Consider the following 22,554-nt stretch of genomic DNA (forward strand, 5'->3'; position numbering starts at 1 on the left):
GCCGGGCCCACCCCGGATCCGATACGTGACGAAACGCTGCCCCGAAAGGGCGTAGTTCATTCGTATGTGTGACGCACCGTCGGGCCTGGGCGATGGGATGGGTGCCGTTGCATCCGTCGAATCGGGGAGTCCGTGCACATCGGAACGCTGATCCACCCGGGCCGGGCCGCCGCCGTGCTGGTCGCCGCCGTCGCCGTGCTCGTCCCGGCCGCCGCGACCGCGCAGGCCGCACCGGTGCCGCCGGTCCCGCCGCCACCGCCGCCCGCGGCGGAGGCCGCGCCCGTCCCGGGCGAGCCGGCCCCGGCCCCGGTCCCGCCGGGCCCGGTCCGCGACCTGGTGCTGGCCCCGGTGCCGGGCGGCGGCGCCCGCGGGATCGCCGTCGAGGCGCGGTGGGCACCGCCGTCCGGGCACGGGGACGCCTCCCCCACCGGGTACGCCGTGGAGATCACCGACGTCAACGGCGCCCGGCTGCTCGGCGAGACGACCGAGGAGACCCGGAGCGGCCCGGTCTACGTCGACTACTGCCGGGCCCCGATCACCGCGACCGTGCGCGCGCTGCTCCCGGGCCCGGACGGCACGCCGGTGCCCGGCCCCGCGGTGACCGCCTCCGCGGGTTCGGACACGACCTGCGTGATCCACATGTCGATCACCGCCGAGCAGACCGCGCCGGGGACGCTGACCGTCCTCGCCACCCGCGAGCAGCCGATCGACCCCTACGTCTCCGGGCCGTGCGAGCTGACGGTGGACGGCGCCGCGGCGGCGTCGGGCACCTGCGGCGGGCAGGCCGACACCGTGCTGACCGCCGAGGGACTGGCCCCCGGGCCGCACGAGCTGGTCCTGACCACGACGTCACCGCGCGGCGTCGAGCACGTCGCCACCGCGTCGGCGACCGTCACCGAGCAGGCGCCGGCCCCCGCACCGGCGCCGGCGCCCGCGGCCTGATCCCGGGAGCCGCCGCACCGGGTGGTGCGGCGGCGACCGGTCAGCCGGCCAGCACGATCCGTCCCAGCTCCACCGACGAGGCCAGGTGCGGGTGCGCGGGCAGTACCCGCACCGTGTACCCGGTGAGCCCGGCGTGCGGCAGCGGGACCGCGACCTCCCAGGTCCCGTCGCCGCGGTGCTCCATCGCCGCGGCGACCGGGTCGGCGAGCTCGTCGGCGTCGTCCACCCGGCCCACGACGGCCTGGACCGCCACGTCCGACGGCTCCAGCCCGGCCAGCTCCACCCCGGCCCGCACCGTCATCGGCGCCCCGACGACCGGGGTGTCGGGCAGCCCGGTCACGTCGACGCCGGTGATCCGCACCCGGTCCCACGCCTCGTCCAGCCGGGCCCGGTACCGGGCGACGTCCCGGGCCGCGGCGTAGTCCCCGGCCGCGGCCCGCGCCGCCGGGGCGTACCAGTCCTGCACGTACTCGCGGACCATCCGGGTCGCCTGCACCTTGGGCCGCAGCGTGGTCAGCGTGTGCCGCACCATCTCCACCCAGCGCGGCGGGACGCCGTCGACCCGGTCGTAGAACGCCGGGCCCACCTGGGTCGCGAGCAGCTCGTAGAGCGCGTTCGCCTCCAGGTCGTCGCGCCGGGTCGGGTCCTCGACGCCGTCCGCGGTCGGGATCGCCCAGCCACCGGAGCCGTCGTAGAACTCGTCCCACCAGCCGTCCCGGATCGAGAGGTTGAGCCCGCCGTTGAGGGCCGACTTCATCCCGGACGTGCCGCACGCCTCCAGCGGGCGCAGCGGGTTGTTGAGCCACACGTCGCAGCCCCAGTAGAGGTACCGGGCCATCGACATGTCGTAGTCGGGCAGGAAGACGATCCGGTGCCGGACGCCGGCGTCGTCGGCGAACCGGACGATCTGCTGGATGAGTGCCTTGCCGCCGTCGTCGGCGGGGTGCGACTTGCCGGCGACGATCAGCTGCACCGGCCGGTGCGGGTCGAGCAGCAGCCCGCGCAGCCGCTCCGGGTCGCGCAGCATCAGGGTGAGCCGCTTGTAGGTGGGCACCCGCCGGGCGAACCCGACGGTCAGCACGTCCCGGTCGAACACGTGGCCGGTCCAGCCCAGCTCCGGCTCGGCCGCGCCGCGCTCCAGCCAGGCCGCCCGGACCCGGCGCCGGACCTCGTCGACCAGGCGGGAGCGCAGGGTGTTGCGCAGCGCCCAGAGATCGGCGTCGGCGACGGCGGCGACCGGCTCCTCCGGCGGGCCGATGAGCGCGGTGACCTGGTCGGACTCCCAGGTGTGGCCGTGCACGCCGTTGGTCACCGAGCCGATCGGCACCTCGTCGCGGTCGAAACCGGACCACATCGCGCCGAACATCTCCCGGGAGACGCGGCCGTGCAGCTGCGAGACGCCGTTCGCCCGCTGGGCCAGCCGCAGGCCCATGTGCGCCATGTTGAAGGTGGCCGGGTCCTCCTCGGCACCGAGCGCGAGCACCCGCTCCGGCGGCAGCCCCGGCAGCAGCCGGTCGGTCAGGTAGTGCCGGACCAGGTCCAGGCCGAACCGGTCGATCCCGGCCGGGACCGGGGTGTGGGTGGTGAAGACGGTGCCGGCGCGGACCGCGGCGAGCGCCTCGTCGAACCCGAGCCCGGCACCGGAGACCGTCGCCGCCGAGCTGGACGACGGCCCGGCCCCGTTGGAGGCCACCGCCGACCCGGTGCACAGCTCGCGGATCCGTTCCAGCCCGAGGAACCCGGCGTGGCCCTCGTTGGTGTGGAACACCGCCGGGGCCGGGTGCCCGGTGGCCCGGCAGAACGCCCGCACCGCGCGGACCCCGCCGACCCCGCCGACCCCGATCAGGATCTCCTGCCGGATCCGGTGGTCCTGGTCGCCGCCGTAGAGCCGGTCGGTGACGCCCCGCAGGTCGGCCCCGTCCGTGTTGTCCACCGTGTTCTCTTCGATGTCGGAGTCCAGCAGCAACAGCGGCACCCGCCCGACCCGGGCCAGCCAGACCCGGGCGTGCAGCGTCCGGTCACCGGGCATCGCGACCTCGACCAGCACCGGCGGGCCGTCGGCGCCGGGACCGCCCTCGGTGAGCAGCTGCAGCGGCAGCCCCTGCGGGTCGATCGCCGGGTAGTGCTCCAGCTGCCAGCCGTCCAGCGACAGCGACTGCCGGAAGTAGCCGGACCGGTAGAGCAGGCCGACCGCGACCAGCGGGACCCCCAGGTCCGACGCCGCCTTCAGGTGGTCCCCGGCGAGCACGCCGAGGCCACCGGAGTAGTTCGGCAGCACCTCGGAGACCCCGAACTCCATCGAGAAGTAGGCGATCGCCGAGGGCAGGCCGGCCGCCGCCCCGTCACCGTCCCCGGCGGCGGAGTACCAGCGGGGCTCGGTGAGGTAGCGGTCGAGGTCCGCGGACAGCTCCGCGACCTGCGCGGCGACCGTCTCGTCGGCGGCCAGCTCGGCGAGCCGGGAGTTCGGGATCTCGCCCAGCAGCCGGACCGGGTCCTGCCCGCACGCCTGCCAGACACCGGGGTCGAGCGAGGCGAACAGGTCCCTGGTGGGGGCGTGCCACGTCCACCGCAGGTTCGTGGCCAGTGTCTGCAGCGGGGCGAGCGGGCCGGGGAGCTGGGCACGCACGGTGAATCTGCGGAGGGCTCTCACCCGGCGAGAGTAGCGGGGACCCGGCGACACGCCCGCCTGCCCGCCCGGCCCCGGCGGGCGGGCGTCGGTAGGGTTGGCACATCGCAGATCCGGCTGGGTCGGTGCACGTCGAATCGGTTCCGAGGACGACGCGCGACGCCGCGGACCGAGTTCATTCCAGGTTCCTCGTGCAGGTGTGGCGGCATCCGCAGGGCGGCACCACACTGTTCCCGCACGGACGACTGCGAACCGACGGTGACGACGAGACGCGGCGACGCGGATGCTGGGGGTGGCGCCGATGACCGGTCGGCTCGGAATCGATGACGTGACGCCGTACGTGGAGACGGGGGACCCGTCGAAGGCCGTCGTCGACGAGGTCGTCCCGATCCGGGCCACGGTCTGGCGCGAGGGCCACGACGCCGTCGCCGCGAACGTCGTGCTCACCCCGCTCGGCCCCGACGGCGAGCCCGGTGAGTCCCGCTACGTCCGGATGCGCCCCGAGGGCACCGGGACCGACCGCTTCGTCGCGTTCGTCGCGCCGGACACCGAGGGCCGCTGGACGTTCCGGGTGGACGCCTGGAGCGACCCGTGGGCCACCTGGCGGTCCGGGATCGAGAAGAAGATCGAGGCCGGCCAGGGCCCCGACGAGCTGGCCAACGACCTGGAGGTCGGCGCCCGGCTGCTGTCCCGGGTCGGCCGCCGCCCGGCCGAGCAGGACACCAGGGACCTGCTGCTCGGTGCCGCCAACGCGCTGCGCGACACCGCCCTGCCGCTGCGCGCCCGGGTCGCCCCCGCCCTGTTCGAGGCCGTCGTCACGATCATGACCGAGCGCCCGGTGCGGGAGCTGATCACGCACGGCCCGCAGCGGGAGATCCACGTCGACCGCCGGCGCGCGCTGTTCGGTTCCTGGTACGAGTTCTTCCCCCGGTCCACCGGCGGCCGCGACGAGACCGGCCGCCCGGTGCACGGCACGCTCGCGACGTCGTCCAAGGAGCTGGACCGGGTCGCGCGGATGGGCTTCGACGTCGTCTACCTGCCGCCGATCCACCCGGTCGGCACGGTGCACCGCAAGGGCCGCAACAACTCCGTGCACGCCGAGCCGGGCGACGTCGGCTCGCCGTGGGCGATCGGCTCGGCCGCGGGCGGGCACGACGCCATTGATCCCGAGCTGGGTGACTTCGCCGACTTCGACGCCTTCGTCGCCCGCGCGAACGAGCTCGGCCTCGACGTCGCGCTGGACCTGGCGCTGCAGTGCGCCCCGGACCACCCGTGGGTCACCGAGCACCCGGAGTGGTTCACCGTGCGCCCGGACGGGACGATCGCCTACGCGGAGAACCCGCCCAAGCGCTACCAGGACATCTACCCGCTGAACTTCGACCGCGACCCGGACGGCATCTACGCCGAGTGCCTGCGGGTGGCCCTGAAGTGGGTCGAGCACGGGGTGACGATCTTCCGGGTCGACAACCCGCACACCAAGCCGCCGAACTTCTGGCACTGGCTGATCTGGGAGATCAAGCGCCGGCACCCGGAGGTGCTGTTCCTGGCCGAGGCGTTCACCCGGCCCGCGCGGCTGTTCGGCCTCGCCCGGCTCGGCTTCTCCCAGTCCTACACGTACTTCACCTGGCGCACGGAGAAGGAGGAGCTGGCCGACTTCGCGACGATGCACGCTGAGCACGCCGACGAGTGCCGGCCGAACGTCTTCACCAACACGCCGGACATCCTGCACGAGTCCCTGCAGACCGGCGGCCCCGCGATGTTCGCGATCCGGGCCACCCTGGCCGCCACGATGTCGCCGACCTGGGGCGTCTACTCCGGCTTCGAGCTGTACGAGGGCACCCCGGTCAAGCCGGGCAGCGAGGAGTACCTGGACTCGGAGAAGTACGAGCTGCGCCCGCGGGACTTCTCCGCGGCGCTGAACCAGGGCCGGTCCCTGGAGCCCTACATCACCCAGCTCAACGAGATCCGGCGCGCGCACCCGTCGCTGCAGCAGCTGCGGGAGGTGCACTTCCACGAGGTGGACAACGACGACCTGATCGCCTACTCCCGGCTCGACCCGGCCACCGGCGACCAGGTCCTGATCGTCTGCACCCTGGACCCGCACGCCCCGCAGGAGGGCACGATCAAGCTGGACATGCCGGCGCTGGGCCTGGACTACGCCGACGTGATCGACGTGGTCGACGAGGTCACCGACACCCCGTACAGGTGGGGCGAGTACAACTTCGTCCGGCTGGTCCCGGCCCAGCACGTGGCGCACATCCTGCGCCTGCCCGCCCGCACGCCGCTGATCTGATCCGAGCACACCCCGGGTCGGCGGGCCCGACCGTCACGCGTCGGCGGTGATGAACTGCGCTCGGACCATGTGCACGTAGAGCGGGGATTCCCGCAACAGCTCGGTGTGTCGTCCTGCGGCGACGATCCGGCCACGGTCCAGCACGACGATCCGGTCGGCGTCCTGGACGGTGGACAACCGGTGCGCGACCACGAGCGTCGTGCACTCGGCACGGAGCCCGGCGATGGTGCGCACCAGCAGCCGCTCGTTCTCGGGGTCCATCTGTGAGGTCGACTCGTCGAGCATCAGCAGCCGTGGGTGCTTGAGCAGCATCCGGGCGACGGCGATACGTTGACGTTCGCCACCGGAGAGCAACGCTCCGCCGTCCCCCACCTCGGTGCGCAGACCGTCGGGAAGACGGCTGACGAACCCGGTGAGGTTCGTGAGTTCCAGTACGCGGTCGATGTCGTCCGAGGTGCTGTGTGGCGCAGCGTAGGTCAGGTTGTCGAGCACCGTCCCGGCCATGACCGGGCTGTCCTGCTCGACGTACCCCACCAGCGTACGGCTCTCGGACACTCCCATGGAGCCGAGATCGCGGCCGAACAACTCGACGGTCCCGGCAGTCGGGACGTAGAGCGTGGAGAGGAGGGCCAGGACGGTGGATTTCCCCGCCCCCGACGGACCCACGAGCGCGGTGCACGAGAACTCGGGGAGTTGCAGTGACAGTTCCTGCAGCACCGGTTCCCGGCCCGGATACCCGAACGACACACCCGCCATGGTCACCGCGGGTGTGTCCGGCGTGCACGACCCGGCCGGCCGACGCGGCGGCGTGGCCGTCTCGTCACCGGGTTCGTCGAGCACCTGCCTGACCCTGTGGAATGCGGCGCGGCCCGCCTGCAGGTCGGTGAAGGCGGCGAACAGACCTGTCATCGGAACCACGAGGGTGAACAGGTAGAGCAGGAACGCGATCAGGGTGCCCGCCTCCAGGTCGCCCGTGGCGAGGCGGGCCCCGCCGACCGCGAGCACCAGCACGAGTGCACCCTGGACCGCGATCGCGGTGGCGGGGAGCAGCAGTGATTCGAGCTTCGCCTGGCGGACCCCTGCGTCGTAGGTCGCGTCGAGGTCCCTCCGCAGCGCGGTGTCCTCGCGGTCCTCGGCCTGACTGAGTTTCACGGTCCGCACCGCGCGCAGGGCCCGCTCCAGACCGGCGACCACGGCGCCGAGGCTACGCTGCGCGGTCATCGTGACGATCATGATCCGCACCGAGACGAGCCCGATCGCCACCACGGCGACGAGCAGGCAGCCGAGTGTGAGCGCGAGCAGGATCGGATCCAGTACGGCCATGATGACCAGCGAGCCCGCTGCGACGATCGTTCCCGACACGATCTCGGACAACGAGTTCGCCATCGCGGTCCGGACGGCGCCGGTGTCGGCACCGACCCTGGACAGGAGATCACCGGTCCGGTGTCGGTCATGCGTCGCGATGGGCCACCGGATGAGCCGTCCGACCATGGACCGGCGGAGGTGCAGCACCACGGTCTCACCCGTCCGGCCCAGCAGGTAGCTCTGGACGGCGCTCAGCAGCGCCTCGGCGAGGAAGACGCCGACCAGGATGAGGACCAGCGAGGCCAGCCCACGACCGGTGGTGACGCGATCGACGATCTCCTGAACGAGCAACGGAGTCACCAGTGAGCCTTTCCCAGTAGTGGGGAGCGGCTGGCGGCGACACGCCGGGGGCGTGGAGGTGCTCAACGAGGGTGCGGGACCCCGGTAGAAGAGGTCGGTCCGCTCAAAGATCGACTCACCACCGAGGTCCCGCGTGCCCGATCCTGTCACCTACACCGCCGTGCTCCCGATCGGGGAGCCCACCGCGTCCATGTTGTCGCGACTGTTGGCCGAGGAACGCCTCCGGCGCGGGACCCGGCGCGGGCGCCGCGCGCTGGACTGTGACCGCCACGCGGTGCTGGTGCTGCGCTGGTTCCTCGACGCCACCCGGGTCGCCCAGCTCGCCGCCGACAACCAGCTGAGCCTGTCGAGTACCTACCGCTACCTGCACGAAGGCATCGACGTCCTGGCCGCCGCCGCGCCTGGACTGCCCGGCGCGCTGCTCGCGGCCCGCACCGCCGGGCACACCCACGTTCACCTCGACGGCACCGTGATCCACACTGACCGCTCCCGCACTCCCGGACCGACCCCGGGAGTGGATCTGTGGTGGTCGGGCAAGCACCACGTCCACGGCGGGAACGTTCAGGTCCTCACCGCGCCTGACGGGTGGCCGTTGTGGACATCCCCGGTGCGCCCGGGCCGCGAGCACGACACCACCTGCGCCCGCGGCCACCCCGGCCTGCTCGACGCGATCGAGGACTGGACCGACGACACCCACGTCGTGCTCGCCGACCTCGGCTACGACGGTGAGAACACCCGCCTGACCTGCCCGTTCAAGACCCCCACCGGCGGTGGGCTGTCGGTGGACAAGCGCACCGTCAACACGCTGCACTCCGCCGTCAGGGCTGTGGCCGAACGCGGGAACTCCCTGCTCAAGACCACCTTCAAGGCGCTGCGTCGGGTCAGCTTCTGCCCCTGGCGGATCGGCGCGATCACCGCCGCCGCGCTCGTTCTCCTCCACGTCGAGCACGACCGAACCACATGATCAACCAGCACCTACTGGGAAAGGCTCAATGAGAGGTCGGATCATCTCAATAATCCGCCCGGAGAGCAACAGAGCAGAGTGGAATCGGCTGCCCGTCCTCGTCACCGCCGCCGATTCCGGTAGGCCGCCATCGCCCGGTTCGAGCGGGCGGGCGGTCCCGTCGGTCATAGGGATCGGTGCGCTGCCCCGGTGCCCGAAACCGGTAGGCGAGGTGCGGACTACGCGTCCGGGACCGCTTCCAGGACGACCGCAGCGGCGCGGAACGGGGGCATGTCGATCCGGAAGCCGTGCAGCTCGTCGACGGTGCCGACCTCCTCGCCGGAGAACAGGTCCACCACGGTCGCGCCGGGGGCCAGCTCCTCGGAGCGGACGAACGCGTCGACGTGCTCGTCGGCGAAGTTCAGCACCGTGGCCTGGGTCCGGCCGTCGTCCAGGCGGTGCACCATGACCAGCAGCCCGCGGTGCGACACGTCCGGGACGTCGACCTGCTGCGCCGTCGCCACCGAGCAGTGCCTGCGCACCGCGAGGATGGCCTGCATCTGCCGGGCGAAGCTGGTCTCGTCGGCCAGCTGCTCGGGCAGGCTCCCGTAGAGGCTGCGCCCGCGCGGCATCCCGGACGCCGACCGCTCGGCGTCCGGGCGGTGTCCCATCAGGTCGTGCGCCGGCCGGGAGATCCACCGGGTGTCACCGGACGCGAGCAGGTCCGGCACCTCCTCCGGCGGCAGCGTCAGCATGCCGAGCAGGTCCCAGCCGGACAGCGCGAACACCCCGGGCTGGAACGCGTTGAACATGACCAGCAGCAGGTGCACCCGCCGGATCCGCTCGACGTCGTCGGGGCCGATGTCGTCCAGCGCGGACACCCCGAGGGACGCGGCGATCACGGTCGCCGTGGTGCAGGCGATCCCGTTCGTCGTGAAGATCAGGTTGTACGGGGCGCCGGCCCCGGTGAGGTGGTCGCAGAGGTCCCGGCGGATCGCGTCGGCCAGGTCACCGCCGCGCACCTCCTCGCCGCGGAAGGCGAACAGCTCGTCGGCGTGCCCGGCGGTCCAGTGCACCAGCTCGTAGGTGAGCTCGTCGTGGTTCTGCAGCGCGTGCACCAGCGACGCCGGGTCGACGCCGAGGTCCAGCGCGGTGCGCAGGGTCAGCCGCAGGAACTCGGTGTCCGCGGTCGCCAGCGCGTGGTGGTAGGCGGGCCGGTTGATGAAGTCGTAGGACAGGTCGGCGCCGGCCTCGGAGGTGACCTTGATGTCGTCGACGGTGAGGTTCAGCTCCTGGAAGGTGAACCCGCCGACCTTGCGCACCATCGAGGCGATGAGGTGGTTCGCCGCCTCGGACAGCGGGTGTCCCTCGGACCAGCCCGGTGCCCCGCCGCCGGCCTTCTCGACGCCGAGGAAGCCGTTCGCGTCGAGCCGCAGCGCCCCCGAGCCGAGGTCGGCGAGGGAGTGCAGGGCGTCGCCGATCACCATGCGCATCCCGGCGAACGTCGGGTCCAGCCAGTTCACCGACGGCTGGCCGTCCTTGAAGTAGTGCAGGTAGACCCACCTCCGGACGACGCCGTCGACGCCGGTGACCTCGGTCGTCGCCGACCAGTTGGTCTCCTTCACACCCTCCCGGTAGAAGATCACCCGCTGCAGCCGCCCGACGATGTAGCCGGCCTTCTCCAGCGCCTCCTCGGTGGCCGCGTCGAGGTTCACCGAGTCCCGGCCGGGCGGCACCTCGGGCAGCGTGTGCCAGTCGGCGGGCTCGATCTCGACCATGTGGTAGACGCCCGGGTAGTCGCCGTAGGCGATCTCGGCGAGCCGGAAGTCCGGGCCCTTGCCGGTGTGCCCGGGGACGATGTCGTCGATGATCGTCCCGCCGTGCCAGGTGGCGGTGGCGCACATGGCCCGGAACTCGTCCTCGGTGCCGAAGACCGGGTCGAGCTCGTTGGAGATCCGGTCGAAGTGGCCGTCCACGCTCGGCGTCGGCTGCCATCCGGAGAGCCCGCCGGCCTTCTTCACCGGCCCGGTGTGCACGGCCTCGATGCCGATCGTCTCGAACGCCTGCCACAGCTCGGCGTCCCCGAGCGCGCCCAGGAACGACGTCCCGTGCGGGGTGATCAGCGAGATCGGGTAGGCGGTGAACCACACCGATGCCGTCTCCACCGCGTGCCGGGGGCCCGGGCTGGCGTACGGGTTCTGCCACATCGAGCCCTGGCCGGAGAACTGGCGGGCCAGCTCGTCGGCGTGGCCGAGCATCGACTGGGACAGCAGCCAGGACACGTAGACCGGGTTCTCGCCGGACGCCGGCCCGTCCTGGGCCACCGACCGGCGACGCACCGTCGAGCGCACCCGGGCCCGGTGGCGGAGCGTGCTCGGCCGTGCCTCGTGGTAGTACTCGGCGAAGTTGACCTCCGGCGCCCCGGCCGGGTCGGTGGCGTCGGTGGGCTCCGTGGCCCCGTTCTCGGCCATGGGCTCTCGCTCGGTCACGCCGCCGGTCCTCCGGATCGGTATCGGTGTCGGGTGGGCCGTCTGCGGCGACCCACGCCGGGGGCACGGGCACCGACCTCAGTATGGGTTTCCGGGCACGAACGTGCCTGGCGGGAGCGCTGGTCCGAGGGGGCGATCACCCGTGACCGTCGGGAGCTCGTTCGTTGCGGAGAGTACCAGCGGCACGGGTCCGCACCGGGCCCGGACCACCCGCTCCGGATAGGGTCGACGACGTGGCCGTCCCGCCGTGTGCGCCCGGCCGCAGCGGGAAGTCGGCCGGGCCGGCCAGAACCGGCAGGAGGAGGACGACGAGTGGGTCCGACCGGAGCATCCGAGCACGTCACGACGCCCGACAGCGGCCCGGCAGGGGTGGCGGACGGGTCCCTCACCGGACTGCTCGCCGACTGGCTGCCGCAGCGCCGGTGGTTCGCCGAGAAGGGCCGGCCGCTGCGCGGGGTCCGGATCGCGGCCCGGCACCCGCTGCCCGTCCCCGACGGACTGCTCGGCCTGGACCTGCTGGTGCTCGCCGTCTCCTTCGACGACGACGGCCCGGACCGCCACTACCAGCTCCACCTGGCCCGGGCCCGGACCGCCCCGGACGGCACGGCCCCGATCGGCACCCTCGGCGACACCGACGACACGACCGGCACCGACGGCGGAGCCGGCATGAGCGGCACCGACGGCGGAGCCGGCACGGGCCGCGGCGAGCACGCGGTGCTGTTCGACGGTCTGCACCACCCGGCCGTCACCGGCTGGATCCTGCGGGCCATCGCCGGCTCGACGACCACCGGGGACCTGAGCTTCGTCCCGGAGCCCGGCGCGGAGCTGCCGCTGACCGAGACCGGCCGGGTGGTCGCCGCGGAACAGTCCAACACCTCGGTCCGCTGGGGCGAGCGCTCCATCCTCAAGACCTACCGGCGGCTGTCCCCCGGCCCGAACCCGGACCTGGAGCTGCACCGCGCGCTCCGGGCGTCCGGGTCGACCGCCGTGGCGTCGCTGCAGGGCGCCGTCGAGGGGGCCCTGGACGGCGAGCCCGCCACCTACGGGCTGCTCCAGGAGTTCGCCGCGGGATCCGCGGACGGCTGGGAGCTCGCCACCGGCGCGGTGCGCGACGGCTCCGACTTCACCGGTGACGCGCACGCGCTGGGCCGGGCGCTCGCCGCGATCCACACCGACCTGCGCGCCGGGCTCGGCGCGGGCGAGGCCGACCCGGCCGCGATGGCGGCCTACTGGCGGTCCCGGCTCGACGCCGTCGCCGGGCAGGTGCCGGTGCTCGCGCCGCACGTGCCGGCGATCCGCGCCGTGTACGACGAGGTCGCCGCGCTCGGGGCCCCGGTCGCGGTCCAGCGGGTGCACGGGGACCTGCACCTCGGGCAGACCCTGCGCCGGCCCGACGGCAGCTGGCTGGTCATCGACTTCGAGGGTGAGCCGGCCGCCACCCCGCAGGAGCGCCGGGCACCCGACGCCGCGGTCCGCGACGTCGTCGGCATGCTCTTCTCGTTCGACTACGCGGCCTTCCACCACCTGCTGGTGCGTCCCGACACGCCCGGCGCAGGTCTCGGTTCGGACACCGCCGGGTCGCGGGCGGCGCACGACTGGTCGGCCCGCAACCGGGACGCGTTCTGCACCGGCTACGCCGACCGGGCCGGCTCCGACCCCCGCGAGCAGCGGGCGCTACTGCGCGCCTTCGAGATCGACAAGGCCGTCTACCAGGTGCTCTACGAGACGCGCAGCCGTCCGACCTGGTTGCCGATCCCGCTGGCCGCGATCGCTTCTATCACGGAAGGGCCGTCGGCGTAACCCGGCAGTCACCGGACCTTCGCGAGTTCGACGCCCGGGCAACGCCCGACCCACCGGGCACGGTGCCGCGGGATCGTGGAATCCTCCGAGAAGGAGGATTGACCATGACACGACGACCCCGGGCGTTCCCATGGCGTCGGCTGTGACCGTCGCGTCCCCGGTGCCCGACGACGTGCTCGGCCTGGCGTTCGGGCCGGGGGCCGGCACCGTCGGCGTCGTGCTGGCCGCGATCGCGGTCGGGGTCGTCCTCGAGGGTCCCGTCGTCACGGTCGTCGGCGGCTCGCTCGCCGGTGCCGGTCTGCTCGACTGGTGGGCGGTCTGGCTCGTCGCGCTGGCCGCGGACGTGGTGTCGGACACCGTGTTCTACCTCATCGGACGCGGCGGCCGACGACCGCGGGTGGCACCACTGCTGCTGCGCCTCGGGCTCACCGCCCGGCGCCGGGAGGCGTTGCGCGCCAAGGTCGGACAGAATCTCGGTCAGGTCGTGGTCGGGGCGAAGCTGGTCGACCTGGGGGCGATCCCGGCGTTCCTCGCCATCGGGCTCGCCGGCGTCGGGTTCCCCCGGTTCCTGGCCTGGACCTCCGGCGTCGCCGCCGTGCGGGTGGCGGTCCTGGTCGGGATCGGCGTCTGGGTGGGTGGCCGGTTCGCCTCCGAGCTGGCCGACCGGCCCTGGATCATCGTGGCGGTCGGGGCCGGTACCGGCCTCGTCCTGATGGCCGGACGTGCACTGTGGATGCGCGCCGCGGCCTCGCGGAAGGAGAACGCGTGCGCGTCCTGATTGGCGCCGACACCTGGACACCGAACGTGAACGGTGCCTGCTACGCCGCCCGCCGGCTCGCCGCGGGGCTCGCCGAGCGCGGGCACGAGGTGCACGTCGCGGCACCGTCGGTCGGGTTCCGGAGCCGGCCGGCCGAGCAGGTCGGGCCGATCACCGAGCACCGGATCCGCTCGGTGCCGGTCCCGCGGCCGACCGGTTTCCGGATCTGCCCGCCGCCGGGGCTGCGGCAGACCGCCCGGGCGGTGCTGCGCCGGGTCCGGCCGGACGTCGTGCACGTCCAGAGCCACATGATCCTCGGCCGGATGCTGCTGACCGCCGCACAGGACCTCGGTATCCCCGCGGTCGCGACGACGCACATGATCCCGGACAACATCCTGCCGGCGATCAGCTTCCTGCACCTGCCGCCGTCGCAGCTCAAGCGGTTGTTCTGGTGGGACGCGACCCGGGTGCTGCGCCGGGCGGGCATCGTCACCGCACCGACCCCGCACGCCGCGACGCTCGCCGAGACCCACGGCGTGCCCGGGCCGGTGCTGCCGGTCTCGAACGGCCTCGACACCGCCCGGTTCCGGCCCGACACCTCCGGCCGGGGCGCGGCCTTCCGGGCCCGGCACGGCGTGCCGGACGGGCCGCTGCTCGGCGTGGTCGGGCGGCTCGACCACGAGAAGCACGTGGACGAGATCGTCCGGGCGCTCGCGGTCGTCCGGCGCACCGTCACCGACGCGCGGCTGCTCGTGGTCGGCGAGGGCGACGACGAGAACCGGGTGCGCGCCACCGTCCGCGGCTGCGACCTCGGCGACGCGGTGACCTTCACCGGCCGGCTGCCCGACGACGAGCTCGCCGACATCTACGCCGCGGTCGACGTCTTCCTCAACGCCGGGACGGCCGAGCTGCAGAGCCTGGTCACCCTGGAGGCCATGGCGACGGCCCGGCCGGTCGTCGCCGTCGACGCCGGGGCGCTGCCGCACCTCGTCCGGCACGGGGAGAACGGCTTCCGCTACCCGCACGGCGACGTCGACACCCTCGCCCGGCGCGTGGTGCAGGTGCTGACCGACCCGGCCGCCGCGGCCCGGATGGGCGACGCGGGCCTGCGGATCGTCGCCGAGCACACGATGCCCGCCACCCTGGACGCGTTCGAGGCGATCTACGCCGCGCAGCGCGCCACCGTGCTCCCGGACACCCGCCGGCGGGCCCCGGACCGGACCGGGCTGCTGCGGACGGGCCGGGACGGCTGAGCCGGGTGCACATCGCGTTCTTCTCCGACCAGCACCCGGCCACCCTCGGCGGGCTGCAGGTGTCGATGGGCCTGCAACGGGAGTACCTGGAGCGGGCCGGGCACACCGTGACCGTCTGCGCGCCCACCGCGCGGCGGACGCCGTCGGCCCGCTACCGGCGCGACGACGACGTCCTGCTGCCCGCGGCCCCGGCCGGCGAGTACTCGTTCGCGGTGGCCGGAGCCGCCGCCGACCGGGCCGCCGACCGCGGCTTCGCCGGGCGGCCCCCGGTGGACGTCGTGCACGTCCAGGCCGACTTCTGGGGGGCGTGGACCGGCTACCGGTTCGCCCGGCGGCACGGGCTGCCGGTGGTGCACACCATGCACACCAACGTCGAGGTCGGGCTGCCGGCCGTCATGCCGCTCCCGCGCGCGGTGCTGCGGATCATGTACGCCGCGCACCGGCACCACCTGCGCTGCGGGCCGGTGCGCGACGTCGCCGGCTACGTCCGGGCGTTCGACTCCGCCGCCGCGGCGGTCGTCGTCCCGAGCAGCCACTTCGCCGACCGGCTCGCCGGCTACGGGGTGCCGCGGCGCCCGCACGTCGTCCCGACCGGCGTCGACGACGACCGGGTCGCCGTGCTGCTCGCCGAGCCGCGGGCACCGCGCCCCCGTCCGCTGCTGGTGTGGCCGGGCCGGGTCAGCCGGGAGAAGCGGCTCGACGAGTTCCTCGACGCGTTCGCCCGCTCGGGGGCCGACGCCGACCTGCACGTCTACGGTGGCGGGACCGATCTCGGGCGCTGCCGCGCACTGGCCGGCCGGCTCGGGATCGCCGACCGGGTGTGGTTCGCCGGGACCGTCTCGCACGACACCGTCCTCGGCGCGATGCGGCACGCCGACCTGGTGGTGCAGAGCTCGCTGGACTACGAGACCCAGGGCCTGACGGTGTACGAGTCGGTCGCCCTCGGCACGCCGGTGCTGCTGCGCGACCCGGCGATCGCCAGGGACGTGCCGCGGGCCTGGTGCCACGTCGCGGCCGGCACCGGCGTGGACGCGCTGGCCGCCGGGATCACCGACGCCCTCGCGAGCGGCCCGCCCGGCGCGGACCCGCCCACCGAGTTCGCCCAGAGCCGGCTCACCGCGCGGCTCGTCGCGCTCTACCGCGAGCACACCGACGACACCGGAGCCCCCCGTGCAGCGTGAGCCCTCCCCCGCCCCGCTCGTCGTCGAGGCCGCCGGGAGCCGCACCGCCGTGTACGCCTACGGGCCGCCGGACGCACCGGCCGTGCTCGCCGTGCACGGCTTCCGCGGCACCCACCTCGGGCTGGAGCCGCTCGCCCGCGCGCTGGCCGCCCGGGGGCTGCGGGTGCTCGTCCCGGACCTGCCGGCCGCCGGGGCGTCCACCCCGCTGCCCGGGCGGCACGACGTCGACGGCCACGCCGCCTGGCTGCTCGCGCTGTCCGAGCGCCTCGGCACCCCGCCGGTGCTGCTCGGGCACTCGTTCGGGTCGGTCGTGGTGGGCGCGGCCGTCGCCCGCGGGATCGGGCACCGGGCCGTCGTACTGGTCAATCCGATCGCCACCGACCCGCTGGCGGCGAACCGCCGGGGCGCGGTGGCCGTCACCCGGCTGTACTACGGGCTGGTCCGCAGGCTGCCGGCCCGGCCGGCGCGGGCCCTGCTCGCGCACCGGCTGGTCGCGGTGCTGACCAGCGAGCTGATGGCCACGAGCACCGACCGCGGGCACCGGCGCTGGATGCGCGCCGAGCACGTCCGCCAGGCCGACATGTTCGCCGGCCGCGACCCCGTCCTGGAGGCGTTCGCCGCGTCCACCGACGCGACGGTGCGCGACCACGCCGGCGCGTTCGGCGCACCGACGCTGCTGGTCGCCGGCGAGCGCGACGACCTCGGGCCGGTGCCCGCCCAGGAGGCGCTGGCGGCGCTCGTCCCGGACGGCTCGCTGGTCGTCCTGCCCCGGGTGGGGCACCTGATCCACTTCGAGGCGACCGAGGAGGCCGCCGACGCCGTGGCGGGGTGGCTGCCGCAGCACGCCGGGGCGGCGGACCCGATCGAGGACCGGTAGCGCGGCCGTCGGGCGAACCCCGGACGTCGATCCGGCAACGGTGACCGCCCGCGGTCGGCGGGGGTCCGCGGGGGCCAGTACGGTTCCGCAGGTGACCTCCGGAGAGCAGCAAGCGCAGCACGCACAGCACACGCTGCGAGAGAGCGCAACGGCCCCTGTGCCCGCGCCCGATCCGGCTCCCACCCATGCGCCCGACCAGGCGACGACGGACCGGCTCCTGGGCGGCGCGCACCACGACCCGCACTCGGTGCTGGGCGCGCACCCGCACACCGACGGCACGGTGGTCCGGGTCCTGCGGCCGCACGCCACCGCGGTCGCCGTGCTCCCCAACGGCGAGCGCGAGCTGGCCTGCGAGCTGACGAAGGTGCACGACGCCGGGCTGTACTCCGGCATCGTCCCCGGCTCCGGCGGCGACTACCGGCTGCTCGTGACCTACGCCGACGGCGAGGAGCACGTCGTCGACGACCCGTACCGCTGGCTGCCGACGCTCGGCGAGATGGACCTGCACCTGATCGGCGAGGGCCGCCACGAGCGGCTCTGGGACGCGCTCGGCGCCCACGTGCGTGACTACGACACGGCGTCCGGCCCGGTCTCCGGGACGAGCTTCGCGGTCTGGGCCCCGAACGCCCGCGGCGTCCGGGTCACCGGCGACTTCGACGGCTGGGCCGGCTGGGCGCTGCCGATGCGCTCGCTGGGCACGTCGGGGGTGTGGGAGATCTTCCTCCCGGGCGTCGGCGTCGGGAGGCGCTACAAGTTCCGCGTGCTGGGCCCGGACGGCCGGTGGCGGGACAAGGCCGACCCGATGGCGTTCGCGACCGAGATCCCGCCGCAGACGGCGTCGGTCGTCACCCGGGACGTCCACGAGTGGGCCGACGGCGAGTGGATGACCGCCCGGGCCACGCGGACGCCGCACTCCGAGCCGATGAGCGTCTACGAGATGCACCTCGGGTCCTGGGTCCCGGGGCTGGACTACCGCGAGATCGCCGAGCGGCTCGTCGACTACCTCGACGGCACCGGCTTCACCCACGTCGAGCTGCTGCCGGTGGCCGAGCACCCGTTCGGCGGGTCCTGGGGCTACCAGGTGACCTCCTACTACGCGCCGACGTCCCGGTTCGGCACGCCCGACGACTTCCGGTACTTCGTCGACCGTCTGCACCGGGCCGGTTACGGCGTCCTGGTCGACTGGGTGCCCGCGCACTTCCCGCGTGACGAGTGGGCGCTGGCCCGCTTCGACGGCACGGCCTGCTACGAGCACGCCGACCCGCGCCGGGGCGAGCAGCCCGACTGGGGCACCCTCGTGTTCGACTTCGGCCGCAACGAGGTCCGCAACTTCCTGGTCGCGAACGCGCTGTACTGGCTGGAGTCCTTCCACATCGACGGGCTGCGGGTCGACGCCGTCGCCTCGATGCTCTACCTCGACTACTCCCGTGCTGACGGCCAGTGGCTGCCCAACGTCCACGGCGGCCGGGAGAACCTGGACGCGGTGGCGTTCCTGCAGGAGATGAACGCGACCGTCTACCGGGAGCACCCGGGCGTCGTCACGATCGCCGAGGAGTCGACGGCCTGGCCCGGCGTCACCCGGCCCACCTACATGGGCGGCCTCGGCTTCGGTCTCAAGTGGAACATGGGGTGGATGCACGACACCCTCGACTACCTGGCGCGCAACCCCGTGCACCGCAGCTACCACCACAACCAGATGACGTTCTCCCTGATGTACGCGTTCAGCGAGAACTACGTGCTCCCGATCAGCCACGACGAGGTCGTGCACGGCAAGGGCTCGCTCTGGACCCGGATGCCGGGCGACTCCTGGAACAAGGCCGCCGGGATCCGGGCGCTGCTCGCCTACATGTGGGCGCACCCGGGCAAGCAGCTGCTGTTCATGGGCGGCGAGTTCGGCCAGGAGCGGGAGTGGTCCGAGCAGCGGTCGCTGGACTGGCACCTGCAGTCCGAGGAGCCGCTGCACGGCGGGATCACGACGCTGCTCGGTGACCTCAACACGGTCTACCGCGACCGGTCGGCGCTGTGGTCGCGGGACACCACTCCGGACGGGTTCGCCTGGATCGACGCGAACGACGCCCAGGGCAACGTGTTCTCGTTCCTGCGCCACGGGGTCGACGCCGACGGCCGCCCCACCGTGCTGGCCTGCATCGCCAACCTCTCCGGCGGCCCGCGGGAGGACTACCGGATCGGGCTCCCGTTCGCCGGGAACTGGACCGAGCTGGTCAACACCGACGCCGTCAGCTACGGCGGGTCGGGGGTGGGCAACCTCGGCCGGGTCCGCGCCGAGCAGGTGATGTGGCACGGGCAGCCCGCGTCGGCGGTGCTGCGGCTCCCGCCGTCGGGTGTGCTGTGGCTGGTGCCGGAGGAGGGCGGCGGCCCCGTCACGACCGCCGCGGCGACCGCGGGGGCCGGGTCGGCCGTCCCGCCGCCGCTGCCGGCCGGGCGGCGTCCCGCGGACCCCGACGACACCGACGTCGAAGCCCCGGTCACCCCGGCCGACGGCTACCGCGCGTCCATCCCCGCCCCCACGGTGGCCCCGGACACCGCATCGGCCCCGGAACCCACGGCCCCCTCCGGCACCGGCACGTCGTCCGGCACCGGAGCGGCGTCCGGCGCCGAGGCGGCATCCGGCACCGAGGTCTGGTCCGGTACCGAGGCGGCGTCCGGCACCGAGGTGTCTCCTGTGACCGGGACGTCGCCCGGGACGGGGACGGCCTCCGGCATCGATGCGCCCTCCGGCATCGATGCGCCGTCCACGGACGACGCGACGCCCGCTCCCGGGTCGACGTCCGGGACCCCGGCGACCGGCGAGCGGTCCAGCGTCACCCCGGCCGACGGCACCGTCGGGACCCGGGCGATCCGCAACGGCTCGTTCGTCAACGGGACGTCGGGCACCGGCACCTCGGAGACCGGCAGCACCGGACGCGACTGACGCTCCGCGGTTCCGGGCCGTCCCGCACGGTCCGGAACCGGCCGCGTCCCGTGACCGGGATCGGGTACCCAGCACCTCGCCACGACGCCCCGATCCGCCGCGCTCAGCGCGCCCGTGCCGGCACGGCCCGCGGCACGGCGAGCACCGCGACCGCGCCGAGCGCGGCCACCGCGGCGAACGCGAAGAAGCCCCACGGGTAGGCGAGCCCGGCCGAGAGCAGCCCGCCACCGAGCAACGGGCCGCTGATCGCCCCGAGCCGGCCGATCCCGCTGGCCGCACCGAGCGCCGACGCCCGCGCGTGGTCCGGGTAGTGCTGGCTGACGTGCGCGTACACCAGCACCTGGGCGCTGAACACGAACACCCCGGCGAGCAGCACGCTCAGGTAGATCCCGGCACCGGGCAGCGGCACCGCGAGCAGGGCCAGGAACAGCGCGCCGCCCGCGAACCAGGCCGGCGTCGCGGCGCGGACCCCGGTGCGGTCGGCGACCCGCCCCGCCACCAGCAGACCGGCGATCGCCCCGATGTTGAGCACGAGCAGCTGGGCCAGCGCGGCCCCGAGGCCGTAACCGGCCGCCCGCATGATCTCCGGCAGCCAGGTGTTGAGGCCGTACACCAGCAGCAGCCCCATGAACGACGCCACCCAGAACGCCACCGACGAACGCAGGTAGCCGTCCCGGACGAGCTGGGCCACCGGATTGCGGGACCGGGCCGCTCCCGTGGCTGGCGGGGGCTGCGGCCGGGAGTCGGGCAGGTACCGGGCCAGCAGCGGGACCAGGACGAGCGCCGGCAGCGCCCCGGCCACGAACATCGCCCGCCAGCCCCAGACCGGGATGAGCAGGATCCCGAGCAGCGATGTCGCGACGGCACCCACGTGGTACCCCGTCATCAGCGCCGTGGTGGCGCTGCCGCCGCGGCCGGACCGGCCATACTCGTTGACCATCGCCAGCGCGACCGGCAGCACCCCGCCGAGGCCGAGTCCCGCGAGGAAACGCAGGGCACCGAAGGTCCACGGCCCGGTCGCCACGGCGCAGAGCAGGGTCAGAACCGAGAACGACACGACGGTGGCGAGCATGGCACGCCGGCGGCCGAGAAGATCCGCCAGCGGCCCGGCCGAGAGCGCCCCGACCATCACGCCGAGCAGCCCGGCCGTCGAGACCAGTGACGCCGTCGCCGGGGTCAGGCCCCAGGCCGGTTCGTCCAGCAGCGACGGGAGGACCACCCCCAGCACGACGAGATCGAAGCCCTCCAGGGCCACCGCCGACCAGCACAGCGGTGCCACCCAGCCCGTGCGGCCGCCTCCACCCGGTTCGGTCATCCGCGCGCCTCCTCGCCCGTCGGTGGCGCGCACTGTGCCCGACTAGCCCGGCGCGCGCCCCCGCTTCCGCAGAACGGAAACCCGCTGGTGCCTCCGGGGCCGCCGCCGTCGCCGGACGGAGCAACGCCCACCACGTCACGAGCAGCACCACCGAGTAGGACGCCCGGCCCAGCGGGGTCAGCCAGCCACCGTCGGGCCAGAGGTCGGCCCAGCTCACCGGGACCAGCGCCACGGCCATGACCGCCGTGACCACCCGGCGCCGGGTGTCCCCCGGCCGGCCGGCCGCGAACAGGATCAGCAGCCCCGGCCAGAGCAGCAGCAGGTAGTTGTGCCAGGCGATCGGGGCGGCGAGCAACCCGGTGGCGAGGACGGCGAACGGTGCGGTCCCGGCCGGGCCGGTCCCGGCCGCCGTCATCGCTCCGGCGGTCCGGGTGCGCCGGGCGTAGTACGCCAGGGTGCCCACCAGAAGCAGCGCACCGACGCCCGTCCCGACGACCGTGGGCAGCCCCCAGCGCAACGCCTGCCCGGGCAGCGACGCGTTGTCCATCGTCGGCCCGACCGGCTCGGACGCCGCCATCGCCAGCCACTGGAACGCCGTGGGCCAGCCGGCGACCGCGACCCCGAGCACCGTCGCCGCGGCCGCCGCGCCGATCCCGGTCGCCGCCGGCCCCCACCGCCGCTGGACGACGGCGAGCAGCAGCAGCGGGGCGAGCGACGGCTTCAGCGCGACGGTGACGCCGTAGCACGCGGCCGCCAGCAGCGGGTGCCCGCGACGCTCGGCGACCCACCCGGCGACCAGTCCGGCGAGCAGCACCGGGTAGATCTGCCCGAGCAGCAGCGAGCCGTGCAGCGGGGAGGACGCCAGCACCGCGCCGGTCGCCGCGAGCGTCCGGGCCCGGCCGAGCCGCAGCTCGTGGCCGACCAGCAGGATCGAACCGGCCACCAGGACGACCGACAGCGCGGTGAGCACCCGGTACCCGGTGACCGGGTCGAGCGCTCCGAGCGGCGCCAGCAGCACCGAGAGCAGGGGCGGGTTGAGATTGTGCAGCCGCGCGTCGGTGGTGTAGATCGCCGAGCCGCCGACCCCGTGGGTGACGAGTGCGTGGGCGGAGCGCCAGAACGTGTCGAAGTCGACGTGCATCGTCGGGACGTCCGGCGACGGGATCCAGCGCAGCAGTGGCGCCGGGCCGAGCAGGAACAGCAGCGCGGCGGTCACCACGGCGGCGACGGTCACGAACGGCGCGATCCGGTGCACGGCCCGCCGGACGCGGTGCGCCCGTCCCGGTCGGGACCACCGGCCCGACGTCCGCCCGGCGTCGGCGACCGCCCCGCCGCTCACGGGCCCGCCACCGGCGCGCTGCTCACGGGTCCACTGCTCACGGGTCCACTGCTCGCGGCCCCGCCACCGTCCCGCGGCACGGCTCCCACCGTCCGGCCGATCACAGCTCGGCCACGGTCCGGCTGGTCACGGCGAGGGGCTC

Annotated in this window: 12 protein-coding genes and 2 pseudogenes; 9 read left to right on the plus strand and 5 right to left on the minus strand. The window is 74.2% G+C overall.

The genetic code is table 11. From position 1 onward, the window contains the following. The first annotated feature begins 132 nt into the window (after positions 1 to 132). Positions 133 to 942 carry a hypothetical protein gene (locus tag AFB00_RS04470; RefSeq protein ID WP_068796169.1) on the plus strand — a complete coding sequence of 270 codons (810 nt, stop codon included), beginning with the start codon at positions 133 to 135 and terminating at the stop codon, positions 940 to 942. Between the two features lie 40 nt (positions 943 to 982). Here AFB00_RS04470 and glgP read toward each other — a convergent pair whose 3' ends face one another. Then, entirely contained in the window at positions 983 to 3,592 is a 2,610-nt protein-coding gene (glgP, locus tag AFB00_RS04475; RefSeq protein ID WP_068796170.1) for an alpha-glucan family phosphorylase, read from the minus strand. A 277-nt stretch (positions 3,593 to 3,869) separates the two neighbouring features. Between glgP and AFB00_RS04480 the strand changes: the two genes are divergently transcribed. Continuing rightward, a complete protein-coding gene (locus AFB00_RS04480; protein ID WP_068800006.1) occupies positions 3,870 to 5,861 on the plus strand; it encodes an alpha-1,4-glucan--maltose-1-phosphate maltosyltransferase in 1,992 nt (663 codons plus the stop codon). A gap of 33 nt (positions 5,862 to 5,894) precedes the next feature. Here the strand turns inward: AFB00_RS04480 and AFB00_RS04485 are convergent, their stop codons facing one another. Next, complete coding sequence (locus tag AFB00_RS04485; RefSeq protein WP_197519746.1) at positions 5,895 to 7,526, minus strand: ABC transporter ATP-binding protein; 1,632 nt, start codon at positions 7,524 to 7,526, stop codon at positions 5,895 to 5,897. A gap of 190 nt (positions 7,527 to 7,716) precedes the next feature. Here AFB00_RS04485 and AFB00_RS04490 point away from each other — a divergent pair, with 190 nt between their 5' ends. Further along, entirely contained in the window at positions 7,717 to 8,490 is a 774-nt protein-coding gene (locus tag AFB00_RS04490; RefSeq protein WP_060714430.1) for an HARBI1 family protein, read from the plus strand. A 218-nt stretch (positions 8,491 to 8,708) separates the two neighbouring features. Here the strand turns inward: AFB00_RS04490 and treS are convergent, their stop codons facing one another. Next, positions 8,709 to 10,958: a maltose alpha-D-glucosyltransferase gene (gene treS, locus AFB00_RS04495; protein WP_231974215.1), complete on the minus strand. Its 2,250-nt coding sequence runs from the start codon at positions 10,956 to 10,958 to the stop codon at positions 8,709 to 8,711. A gap of 312 nt (positions 10,959 to 11,270) precedes the next feature. On the opposite strand from treS, the gene AFB00_RS04500 reads away from it, so the two are divergent. From AFB00_RS04500 to glgB, 6 genes and pseudogenes are all read left to right on the plus strand, one after another. Then, on the plus strand, positions 11,271 to 12,758 hold the full coding sequence (locus AFB00_RS04500; protein ID WP_156819368.1) for a maltokinase N-terminal cap-like domain-containing protein: 1,488 nt from the start codon (positions 11,271 to 11,273) through the stop codon (positions 12,756 to 12,758). Positions 12,759 to 12,888: 130 nt separating this feature from the next. Beyond that, entirely contained in the window at positions 12,889 to 13,536 is a 648-nt protein-coding gene (locus tag AFB00_RS04505; protein ID WP_083275262.1) for a hypothetical protein, read from the plus strand. Continuing rightward, complete coding sequence (locus tag AFB00_RS32920; protein ID WP_068796173.1) at positions 13,524 to 14,768, plus strand: glycosyltransferase; 1,245 nt, start codon at positions 13,524 to 13,526, stop codon at positions 14,766 to 14,768. Before AFB00_RS04505 ends, AFB00_RS32920 begins: the two co-directional genes overlap by 13 nt. Positions 14,769 to 14,773: 5 nt before the next feature. After that, positions 14,774 to 15,949: a glycosyltransferase gene (locus AFB00_RS04515; RefSeq protein ID WP_068796174.1), complete on the plus strand. Its 1,176-nt coding sequence runs from the start codon at positions 14,774 to 14,776 to the stop codon at positions 15,947 to 15,949. Continuing rightward, entirely contained in the window at positions 15,939 to 16,826 is an 888-nt protein-coding gene (locus AFB00_RS04520; protein ID WP_068796175.1) for an alpha/beta fold hydrolase, read from the plus strand. The genes AFB00_RS04515 and AFB00_RS04520 overlap by 11 nt, the downstream gene beginning before the upstream one ends. Positions 16,827 to 16,983: 157 nt before the next feature. Then, positions 16,984 to 19,194, plus strand: a pseudogene (gene glgB / locus AFB00_RS04525) (1,4-alpha-glucan branching protein GlgB); the annotation flags it as partial. Positions 19,195 to 19,861: 667 nt separating this feature from the next. On the opposite strand, the gene AFB00_RS04530 reads toward glgB, so the two are convergent. Next, on the minus strand, positions 19,862 to 21,073 hold the full coding sequence (locus AFB00_RS04530) for an MFS transporter (RefSeq protein ID WP_068796176.1): 1,212 nt from the start codon (positions 21,071 to 21,073) through the stop codon (positions 19,862 to 19,864). Between the two features lie 466 nt (positions 21,074 to 21,539). Further along, positions 21,540 to 22,214, minus strand: a pseudogene (locus tag AFB00_RS35985) (glycosyltransferase family 87 protein); the annotation flags it as partial. Positions 22,215 to 22,554 lie beyond the last annotated feature (340 nt).

It is taken from the genome of Pseudonocardia sp. HH130630-07, assembly GCF_001698125.1.
GTDB lineage: Bacteria > Actinomycetota > Actinomycetes > Mycobacteriales > Pseudonocardiaceae > Pseudonocardia.

Excerpts from the sequence above, each read along its gene's own strand:
- AFB00_RS04490 (WP_060714430.1), top strand. The coding sequence starts at position 7,717 with ATGTTGTCGCGACTGTTGGCCGAGGAACGCCTCCGGCGCGGGACCCGG.
- AFB00_RS04530 (WP_068796176.1), bottom strand. The coding sequence starts at position 21,073 with ATGACCGAACCGGGTGGAGGCGGCCGCACGGGCTGGGTGGCACCGCTG.
- AFB00_RS04505 (WP_083275262.1), top strand. The coding sequence starts at position 12,889 with ATGGCGTCGGCTGTGACCGTCGCGTCCCCGGTGCCCGACGACGTGCTC.
- AFB00_RS04480 (WP_068800006.1), top strand. The coding sequence starts at position 3,870 with ATGACCGGTCGGCTCGGAATCGATGACGTGACGCCGTACGTGGAGACG.